The following is a 9736-nucleotide window of genomic DNA, read 5'->3' on the forward strand; positions in this document are numbered from 1 at the left end:
ACGTTGGGACAACTGGCATATAAGGCTTCCTTGTCCTAAAGATCAGCAGAAAGTCATTGATCTCTTTGAGCGCTCGGGGGCCAAAACGAAATCAGACTTTGTGCGTGCTCGCCTCCTTGACGAGAGCTTTAAGGTCATCACCGTAGATAAATCCGCCATCGAATACTACCGGAAACTCTCCCAGCTGACGGCTCAAATACACAAGATAGGCATCCTCTACAACCAAACAGTAAAGGCTATCAACAGCTATCACTCAGTCAAGGCAGCACAGGTAATGCTTCAACGATTAGAGCAGTACTCCCAGCAAATAATCACCCTCGAGCAGCAAGCTATCAGCCTAACCCTAGACTACCGAAAGCGATGATTGCTAAGATCTCGAGCTCGGAAAATCTAGCTGGAGCCCTCGGCTACAACTTCAAAAAGGTAGTATCTGGGGACGCGAGTGTTCTCCTGGCTGAGGGCTTGTATGCCAATCCTGAAGGTGGCTATACCATGGAAGAAGTGCTTAGCGATATGCAGGCAGCTATTCCTAAGAAGTGTCGCACGAAGAATGTGGTCTTTCATTGCTCGCTTAATCCGCACCCAGACGAAAAGCTATCCGATGAACAGCTTACACAAATCGCCCAGGAGTATATGCAGGCACTCGGCTACGGCTCCCAACCCTACATCGTCTTTAAGCATCACGACATCGAGCGAGAGCACATCCACATCGTATCACTCCGTGTCAATAGTGCTGGAGAGAAGATTAACGACAAGTTTGAGAACAGACGCAGCAAACGAATCACCGACCTCTTGGAGCGTAAATATAGACTAATCCCCAGCACTCCCAGTAAGGAGCAGAAGACAAATTCCCCTACCTCCCAAGAGAACTTAACCTCGGATAATATCCGAAGTGAAATCGTGCAAACTCTTCGTGGGATCTTAACGCACTACCACTTCTGCTCCTTAGGGGAATTCAAGGCCATTCTAGGAGGCTACCAGCTGACTGTCGAAGAGGTCAAGAACACCTACCGAGGCAGAGAATACAATGGTCTCGTCTACGCCCCGACAGACGAGGCGGGGAATAAGCTCTGCCCGCCCCTGCACGCCTCTAAGGTTGGAAGAGGCGTAGGATACACTGCTCTCCAGAGCAAAATGAGACAGTCCAAGCAAAGGATTAAGCCCTTCCTCCCCGAGATACGCCAGCGTGTACTGGCCGTCATGCGCACCTCCCCCCGAACGGAGGAAGAACTCTTAGCAAGCTTAGAGAAGAGCGGACTACGCTGCCTCATTCGTAAAAGTGAGGGTGGACGTATCTATGGCATCACCTTCATCGATGACAACCTTGGTATAGCACTCAATGGCTCGCGCCTAGGAAAGGGATATGCCGCCAACCGGTTTGAAGCCTACTTCTCAGCTCCTGAGGCGAATCGCTTCTTAGATGAAAAGCTCTATGGCCACTTATCATCCCCCTGGGAGGCACCGAAGAACCTCGCCCACAGTATTCCCCTCCTCGCGGAGGAAAGTGGCACCGCCATAGAGGCGGTATTAGACGAACTTATAGGAGACACTCCCCTAACAACGGGTAACGACGATTGGAAGGAAGCAAGCTGGCAACGCAAGCTCCGTAGGCGACATCAGCTTAGGCTCAGGAGAAGAAAAGGCTGAATAAATCGCTCCACCACTCTAACTTCAACAAGATTATAGCTATGGCACAAGAAGACGACCTCAGAGCCCTCGGGAAGATCATGGACTTCATGAGAGCGCTCTCCGTGATATTCCTCCTTATCAATGCGTATTGGTTCTGCTATGAAGCCTTCCTTACCTGGGGCTTCACACTTGCTATCGTGGACAAGATCCTTATGAACTTCCAGCGAACAACCAGCCTCTTCTCATCCATCCTTTGGACGAAACTCTTCTGCCTCGTCTTCCTCGCGCTATCCTGTCTCGGGACCAAGGGCGTCAAAGAGGAGACCATTACTTGGCCAAAGATTTGGGTAGTGCTCGCTGTGGGCTTTGTTCTCTTCTTTCTGAACTGGCGGCTATTAGCTTTGCCCATCAGCAAGGTGGGGGGTGCCTCGCTCTACATCTTTACCCTCTCCGTGGGCTATATCTGCCTCCTCATGGCTGGTGTATGGATGAGTCGCCTGCTCAAGAACAACCTCATGGATGACGTCTTCAACCTCGAGAATGAGAGCTTCATGCAGGAGACACGCCTCATGGAGAACGAATACTCTGTCAACCTACCTACCCGATTCTACTACAAGAAACGATGGCACAAGGGATGGATCAACATTGTCAATCCCTTCCGTGCATCCATGGTGCTCGGAACCCCAGGCTCGGGAAAGTCCTTCGCCATCGTCAATAACTACATCAAACAGCAGATCGAGAAGGGATTCGCCATGTACATCTATGATTACAAGTTCCCTGACCTCTCGGAGATCGCCTACAACCATCTCTTGACGCACCTCAATGCCTATGAGGTGAAGCCTCAGTTCTTTGTCATCAACTTCGACGACCCGCGCAAGTCGCATCGCTGCAACCCCATCAATCCCGCCTTCATGACGGACATCTCCGATGCCTACGAGTCCGCCTACACCATCATGCTCAACCTGAACCGTACATGGATACAGAAGCAGGGAGACTTCTTCGTCGAGTCACCCATCATCTTGCTGGCGGCCATCATCTGGTTCCTCAAGATCTACCAGGGAGGTAAGTACTGCACCTTCCCCCATGCCATCGAGTTCCTCAACCGCCCCTACGCCCAAATCTTCCCTATCCTCACCGCCTACGATGAGCTCGCTAACTATCTATCCCCCTTTATGGATGCCTGGGAAGGCGGAGCACAAGACCAGCTACAAGGACAGATCGCCTCGGCAAAGATCCCACTCTCTCGTATGATCTCCCCAGCACTCTACTGGGTAATGACTGGCGATGACTTCTCCCTCGACATCAATAACCCGCGTGAGCCCAAGGTCCTCGTCGTGGGCAACAACCCCGACCGACAGAACATCTACTCCGCGGCTCTTGGCTTGTATAATTCTCGCATCGTCAAGCTTATCAACAAGAAGAAGCAGCTCAAAAGCTCCGTCATCATCGACGAGCTACCAACCATCTACTTCCGCGGACTCGACAACCTCATCGCAACAGCCCGCTCCAACAAGGTCGCTGTATGCCTAGGGTTTCAGGACTTCTCGCAGCTCACACGTGACTACGGCGATAAGGAGAGCAAGGTGATTCAGAACACCGTCGGGAATGTCTTCAGCGGTCAGGTCGTGGGTGAGACAGCCAAGACCCTCTCCGAACGATTCGGGAAGGTTCTACAGCAACGGAAGTCCATGACTATCAATCGAAATGACAAGTCAACCTCCATCTCTACACAGCTCGATAGCCTGATACCGGCCAGCAAGATTAGTAACCTTACGCAGGGGATGTTCGTCGGGGCCGTATCCGACAACTTCGATGAGCGCATCGAGCAGAAGATCTTCCACGCTGAGATCGTCGTCGATGTCGCCAAAGTGGCAGCCGAAGCCAAGGCTTACCAGTCCATCCCCATCATTGCGGAGTTCCTTAACGAAGATGGCTCCGACAATCTCAGCGAGACCATCGAAGCCAACTATAAGCGCGTGAAGCAGGAGATCCTAAGCCTTGTCGAAAGCGAGATCGAGCGAATTAAAGTAGATCCCAACCTTTGTCACCTTCTACAAGGTTAATAGTGTCTTGTAAGAGCTTATTCTGAGCCGATCCATTAGCCCACTTGAGAAATCTCTTTTGACAGCTTAACAACATTTTCTGCGAGCTTAACGACATTATCCAAACTTGCCTTACCAAGGTTGGTATTTTTAGCTGCATTTGGATCCACTCGATGACGCAAGGGATCTTGCAGTATTTCGCGCAGAACCATTGAGAGGTACTCTTTATACTTATCTTGATCTTTATCTCTCAGCTCCTCTGAAAATGCAACCAGAGATTTAGATAAAGCTAGCTTATACGAATAGTCCTCAAGTAGGTTCTTTTGTTTGTTATACTGATTCGCACAGAATATGGCTGCCGTTACGAGCAAGGGGACCATGCTGAGCTTACTAACAATTTGTATCCATATTAAAGAACCATCGGCTTCCGGAGGGTTAGAAGCTTCAATAGCCAGCCATATACCGATACCGATAACTCCTCCAACAGCAATAACAGCCGCAATCAGCCAGCTCCACAGTTTAAAACCATTCTTCCCAACCAAATCTTTACACTGAGTATCGAACGAGGCGCTAAGCCCCACCGATGTTGTATAACTAAGAGCTTGCTTTGCATCTTCAATCAGCCTCTGTGCCACATCTAAATACCGCTTCTGTTCGGCGGTATTTTGCTCCAAGGTCTCATTAAACGACTCAAACTGGACAGCTTGCTTCTGAAGTTTTTTTTGATGGCTTTGAATTTCTTCTGCAAACTCTTGAATTTCATCTCGATGTGCAATAGCAGTAGTCTTTGCCTCTGAACTTTCTGCATAACACGCCTTAATTGTAGCTGCTATCTGTTCCACTTCTTCCTTCAAAGTTGCTATTTCGTTTTTCGCACCCTCACTTTTAGCTAAGAGCTCTGAAATAGCTTCCCCATCAACAGTAATAGATTCTACTTTTTCTTGAATAGCATTCGAAATCTCGCTAATCGAAGCCTCTTTCGTCTTTGCCCCCTCCAGAAGTTGAGTAATTCTTTCCATGCTGACCGACAATTTGTCTATCTCCGTCCGAAAAACAACCATTCTTTTTTTATCTGTAGACAGATGATAAGGCCGTAAATACGGCTTTAGCCGGTCGAGTAAGGAGGTAACACTTACTAGATCTTTTCTCGTCACATAAACGCTCAGATCAGATAAGATAGAATGAATAATATTCCGTTCGTCTCGAGTTGACAGGCTGATAAAATGACCAGGGTTTTTCACTAAGGTGGTCAAGTCTGTAATTAGACTTTGAAGTTCCTTTAGGATGTCGTTAGGAGCATACTCATTCTCGCTTCCCCACTGGCCTGTATCTAAGCTGTTAGCAAAATTCTCTGTGACGTACTGGCGGAGAGAAGGGAGGTTCTCTTGTATATTTTCAAGAGAAGTTTGGATGTTAGTAATTGAAGTCACCATCATGATTGATATTAGAAAATCTACTCTGTAGACCTCTTACCTTTCTCTATATCAAAATTGACATATGTAGCCGAGGACCTATTGAGAGCAGACATATAGCGCAAAGTTATGGTTTTTCCGGGGAGATGGGAGTACCATAGGCTACAAAGATCAATGATAAGTTTGATTTCCCAGTTTTTCCTGCTGCTACCTGCTTTATAAGCCTTTTAATCCACGCATCAAACCAGCCCATATATTTGCGTTATAGACAACTACATAGCAACACAATCAATATGGACAACAAGCACACCGAGGACTACGTACTAGTCCTAGAGGGCCGTACAGAGGTCCAGAATGCATCCGAGGTAGGCAAACTCTCCATCATCTCGGAGTTCCTTAACGAAGATGGCTCCGATAGTCTCAGCGAGACCATCGAAGCCAACTATAAGCGCGTGAAGCAAGAGATCCTAAGCCTTGTCGAAAGCGAGATCTAGCGAATCAAGAATGATGCTAAGCTCAAACATCTGATCAAGGAGTAGGGCTTAACGGAAGAGGAAGCCTCAGATTCCTAGGCAGTGCTCCACCACTCGGACTATGTACCTCAGTGAGGGGAATAAAAATTATCTCAGTGCTACCTTGCACTTTGCTTGGATAAAAGCCTGTACGAGCGATATCATATCCCATTTTCATCTCTAGGACTAGCTCCCTGAAGCGTTCAAGCCAGACTTTTTGCAAGAAGGCATCTATGCCCAGAGCCATCAACTCAGCCTTTTCCTCTTCTCTGTTTAAATGTGGCATAGCTCTCAACTTTACATCTAGGAGGGCATCAACGGCCTCCTCCCGCACAGTAGCCTCAGACTGGCAAAGGGCCTCGGAAAACATCAGAAGTATCTCAGCATAGCGATAGACTCCAAGCTGATTTACCCTTGGAGCAGAAAGGCTATTTCCCTCTCCAGCGAGCCAAAAGTAGGGTGCAGGGTTAAAGACTTCAAAGATGGTCTTATTACCTTCCTGAACTTTAAAAAAGGAGTGAAAAAACTGTCTGTCTTTAGCTCTTATATCCTCCTCTGCATACAATGATTGTAGAAGCTTGCTTGGCTCGTAAGCATTAAAGGCAACAGTAGTCTTCACATTACTCCAGCCCTTCGCCTTGCTAGGAAAAGAGAAAATAGACCTCGAACTACCATCTTTTGCCTGCCAAGTATGCAGGTACTCTTGAGCCGTAGGGTTTTGACGCAACTTATTGTAGGCAGATAAATCTTCACTGGGACCATGTCCTAGAAGTTGATACTTTCCTGATGCTAAGATAGGCCTCAAGATAGCGGTAGCTTCTGCCCACTTGTTTTCTCGCAGTGGCAACCCACTCATCTGGATATAAACTTCCGCCAAAAGAGCTCGAGCTATGAAAGCACTAACTCGAGATTTATTCTCTATAAAGGTCTTATGGGGTAAGCGAGCAATAGCATCTTGAAGATCTTTAATGACTAAAGAATAAAGAGCTACTTCTGTCCCTAATGTTGAGCTGGTACGAGTTGTGGGGTGAGCTCCAAAAGTTCTAAGTAGAGAAAAGCGATTAAGGGCTCGGAAAAACTTAGCCTCCCCTTGTAGTCTCTCCCGCTCTTGGACATTCACAGATGGACTGTCATTTATGCGTGCTATAATGGTATCGGCTTGCTCAATAGCATCGAAATAACTCGTGTATAGCTTCTTGCTAAGCTCTTGGACTTTAGGGCTACTCACCTTCCCTTGATGTAGATCGGGATAATAGCCCTCGCTAGCTTCACTCTCAATGAGTCTTGAGAGATAAACAGACCAAGCTAAGGGGAGGCCTTTTTTGGCATCTGCCTCTAGGGCTATAGAAGGATAGCCAAGATGATACAAAGCTTCGACAGCAGCCTGAGCCTCCTCTATATTCTGATAGGCATTTTGTGTCTGAGGATGTATCTCTCCTGGGAGTTGTTCTTTCTCACAAGCCCACAAAAGGCTACAAAAGATGACTAGACAAGAGTTTTTAAAGAATGTACTTATGTGCATAGGTGAATGATATTCTAGAATGAGAAACTATAGGCAATTTGACTCGTTATAGAGGATTTTGGGGGTGTCTGCAGGTTATGGAAAGAACGACCCTGATAAGACAAACTAGCATTTAGGCTATGTCGCTTGAGGAACCGATAACTCGCTTGATAGCGGAGGTTGAATATGCTAGCCTGTAGTTCCCCTTCATCGCGCGTTTGATTATAAGATAATGTTAGCCCCATACTCATCGCATCTTTCAAGAGGCGCTTGTTAAGATTAAGCATGGGACCAAAAGTGAACATATTCTTACGAAGAGCATAGTTGTTACTCCCATTAACTCCAAAGTTTATAGCAAGCTTGAGTGCTGAAAAATCAACGCTATAGTTGCTGGATAGGTTAAGAAAGCGAGTGAGCTTACCTGGCATAATATATCTTCCCTGTTTATCTGCGCCTTCTTGATAGCCTAAGCTTGCCGAGAGGCTATGGTTTTGTGCTTCACTCTGCTTGACCTGCCAGTTCATGTTGAGGTCAAGACTGTTGTTGAGCTGTACAAAGTTCAGCGTATCAAGATTCTCATAAGGCATCTGCTGATTGATATAGTCAAAACTAGATTTGATATTACGATGCCCCTGAAAGCTTGATGCCGACAGCGATAGCGAGAAACGTTCACTGGGCGTAAAGCCGATATTGGCTGAGCCTACAAAACGCTTGTTCTTTTCTTTCTTGTCGCCGGAGAGGTCATCTCGCTGTACCCCACCACTCAGTGCTAGGCTTAGTTTATCTGAGAAGAAGTTTCGGCTATAATTGACTGTTAAATTCTCGTAGTCATTATTAAAGTAGTAAGCACCTAGAGTCTCGTAGTCTGGACTAATACGCTCATAAGCAAGACCGATATGATTACCCACTAGTTCATAGCTAAGCTCAGTCTTAAAAGCATGATAAGTTTGACGAGCATTAGTGCGGAGGTCTTGCTGCATCAGACTAAGACCATACTCAAAAGACCACTGCAGATCCTTGATGAGACTAAGTCCTCCCTCGATACCCAATGCAAGGTTGGCTTTGGGACTAAGGCCAAGAGCATCGGCATCAAAAGAGATAACACCAGCTTTATCTTTAGCCGTAAACACTGTACCTCCAATGAAGAACTTATCTCCATCATAGCGACTCTTGAGCCCGTAGCCCCAGCGCTCGTAGGTTGGTCTAATACTCGGTAGCTCAGGATTGAAGTCAACCCGACGTAATAATCGACCACCCATCGCGGAGATTTGCCACTTCCCAGGTGTGAGCTCTAGCCCCAACCCCGTAAACTGATGCCCACTCATCGTATAAGGGCTAAAGGTCATCGACACATCGCCAATATGTGCCTTGATCCACTTATATGAAGGGTGTAAGCTGAGACGATTAGGAAGAGATGGATAGCTGAAGTTAGAGCCGTAGTTGTTGAGATTAAAAGACAAGGGGATATTGAAGAGCTCATAAACGGAGATATTAACTGCCCCCGTCACTTGATAAGTAAAGCTTTGCCGTGCTTGCTGTGGCTTAGCAGAAAAGTAGGAGGCACTGGTCGAAATACTACCACTAATCTTGATCGGCTTCTTCTTCCGGAAGCTCATGACCTCCTCTATGTCCACATTCTGGGCCTTCAAGCTTGGCGAGATCGCCAGCATAGCTATGGCTAAGAGTAAAGAAAAGGCTATGGTGAAATATATCCTTGACGTACGTAGCATAAACATAATCTTATTCTCCTAGTCGTTTTTCTATCTTGACATCTGCAAGAATGTATGATTGAGCTCCAGCCTCCACAAAGCCTTTGACTCTAATAATCCCCCTACGGCCATCAGAAGTTCTAAACAGAACGAAGTGTGGGGTCTGCGCTTTAGTGAAGTGCCTTCTACTAGGCTCCGCCCACTGAGTAAATCGAGAAAGAGCCTGTGCATTATTTAGAGCTTCAAAGCTATCATTACTCACCAGGATTCCCATAGCTGATGGGCTATTGATGAAGGTAGAGGCTATAGCATTGGGGATCGCTGGGAAAGCGTTAGCTCGTGCCTCAAGTGGAGAGAAGAAATAGCAATAATTGAATGAAGAGTTCAACGCAAAGAACCCGAAGTCAATACTTGCCCCTACATTCTCTTGTGCGATACGCTGAGAGGTTAACACGCCACCTAAGCGAGAGGAAAAGAAGCAACCGATACTATTCTTAGCTTCGTTAATGCCGAACTTAAGGTCTTGCTGGAAGACCAGACCACTATTGGGCTTTATCGTTAATGTCTTCTCAACAACCTTGTCCTCCTTACCGTTGCTAGCAATCAGTCTAAGGCGATAAATACCAGCCCGCTCAAAACGCACCGAAGGGTGCTCAGCCGCAGCGTTATCTATCGTAGCTCCCTCGCAAGACCAACGATAGCTTAGTCCTCCACTGGTTCGGTTCCGAGTCTGTAGCGTTAAAGGGGCCTCCCAGTCTTGGTCTACGGCAATGGGCTCATAGTCGAAGTCTGCCTGCATAGCGGGCTGTAGCGTAAAGCTTTTACTTTGCTCCTCATAACGACTACCATTGAAGACCTTGAGATGAATGCGATGTATGCCTCCATCTGCAAAAGTAACAGCGGAGGGATATTGCTCTGTAGATGAGCTGGG

The 9736-nt window shown here is 47.0% G+C and carries 8 protein-coding genes; 4 read left to right on the top strand and 4 right to left on the bottom strand.

Annotated elements, in window-relative coordinates; translation table 11 throughout:
* The 3 genes from HMPREF1323_RS06375 to mobC form a co-directional block, all read left to right on the top strand.
* The coding region (locus HMPREF1323_RS06375; RefSeq protein WP_044124161.1) for a plasmid mobilization protein at positions 1–364 on the top strand (364 nt) is incomplete at its 5' end.
* Complete coding sequence (gene mobB / locus HMPREF1323_RS06380) at positions 361–1647, top strand: conjugal transfer protein MobB (RefSeq protein ID WP_009433328.1); 1287 nt, start codon at positions 361–363, stop codon at positions 1645–1647. The genes HMPREF1323_RS06375 and mobB, both read left to right, overlap by 4 nt.
* Positions 1648–1688: 41 nt before the next feature.
* On the top strand, positions 1689–3692 hold the full coding sequence (gene mobC / locus HMPREF1323_RS06385; RefSeq protein WP_009433326.1) for a conjugal transfer protein MobC: 2004 nt from the start codon (positions 1689–1691) through the stop codon (positions 3690–3692).
* A 35-nt stretch (positions 3693–3727) separates the two neighbouring features.
* Here mobC and HMPREF1323_RS06390 read toward each other — a convergent pair whose 3' ends face one another.
* Positions 3728–5107 (bottom strand): hypothetical protein, encoded by a 1380-nt coding sequence (locus tag HMPREF1323_RS06390; RefSeq protein WP_009433325.1) that lies wholly within the window; start codon positions 5105–5107, stop codon positions 3728–3730.
* 269 nt (positions 5108–5376) lie between these two features.
* Here HMPREF1323_RS06390 and HMPREF1323_RS06395 point away from each other — a divergent pair, with 269 nt between their 5' ends.
* Positions 5377–5577, top strand: a complete 201-nt coding sequence (locus tag HMPREF1323_RS06395; RefSeq protein ID WP_044124162.1) for a hypothetical protein — start codon at positions 5377–5379, stop codon at positions 5575–5577.
* 34 nt (positions 5578–5611) lie between these two features.
* On the opposite strand, the gene HMPREF1323_RS06400 is transcribed toward HMPREF1323_RS06395, so the two are convergent.
* From HMPREF1323_RS06400 to HMPREF1323_RS09240, 3 genes are all read right to left on the bottom strand, one after another.
* Positions 5612–7117: a RagB/SusD family nutrient uptake outer membrane protein gene (locus HMPREF1323_RS06400; protein WP_009433327.1), complete on the bottom strand. Its 1506-nt coding sequence runs from the start codon at positions 7115–7117 to the stop codon at positions 5612–5614.
* A gap of 14 nt (positions 7118–7131) precedes the next feature.
* A complete protein-coding gene (locus HMPREF1323_RS06405; RefSeq protein ID WP_232203994.1) occupies positions 7132–8766 on the bottom strand; it encodes a hypothetical protein in 1635 nt (544 codons plus the stop codon).
* A gap of 70 nt (positions 8767–8836) precedes the next feature.
* On the bottom strand, positions 8837–9736 hold a 900-nt coding region (locus HMPREF1323_RS09240), incomplete at its 5' end, for a hypothetical protein (protein WP_009433323.1).

Origin of the sequence: Porphyromonas sp. oral taxon 279 str. F0450 (assembly GCF_000292995.1) — a bacterium.
In the GTDB taxonomy this organism is placed as follows: Bacteria; Bacteroidota; Bacteroidia; order Bacteroidales; family Porphyromonadaceae; genus Porphyromonas; species Porphyromonas pasteri.

What these genes read in the sequence shown, in the direction of transcription:
- HMPREF1323_RS06405 (WP_232203994.1), bottom strand. Translation starts at nt 8,766, where the DNA reads ATGCTGGCGATCTCGCCAAGCTTGAAGGCCCAGAATGTGGACATAGAG.
- HMPREF1323_RS06395 (WP_044124162.1), top strand. Translation starts at nt 5,377, where the DNA reads ATGGACAACAAGCACACCGAGGACTACGTACTAGTCCTAGAGGGCCGT.
- HMPREF1323_RS06400 (WP_009433327.1), bottom strand. Translation starts at nt 7,117, where the DNA reads ATGCACATAAGTACATTCTTTAAAAACTCTTGTCTAGTCATCTTTTGT.
- mobC (WP_009433326.1), top strand. Translation starts at nt 1,689, where the DNA reads ATGGCACAAGAAGACGACCTCAGAGCCCTCGGGAAGATCATGGACTTC.
- HMPREF1323_RS06390 (WP_009433325.1), bottom strand. Translation starts at nt 5,107, where the DNA reads ATGATGGTGACTTCAATTACTAACATCCAAACTTCTCTTGAAAATATA.
- mobB (WP_009433328.1), top strand. Translation starts at nt 361, where the DNA reads ATGATTGCTAAGATCTCGAGCTCGGAAAATCTAGCTGGAGCCCTCGGC.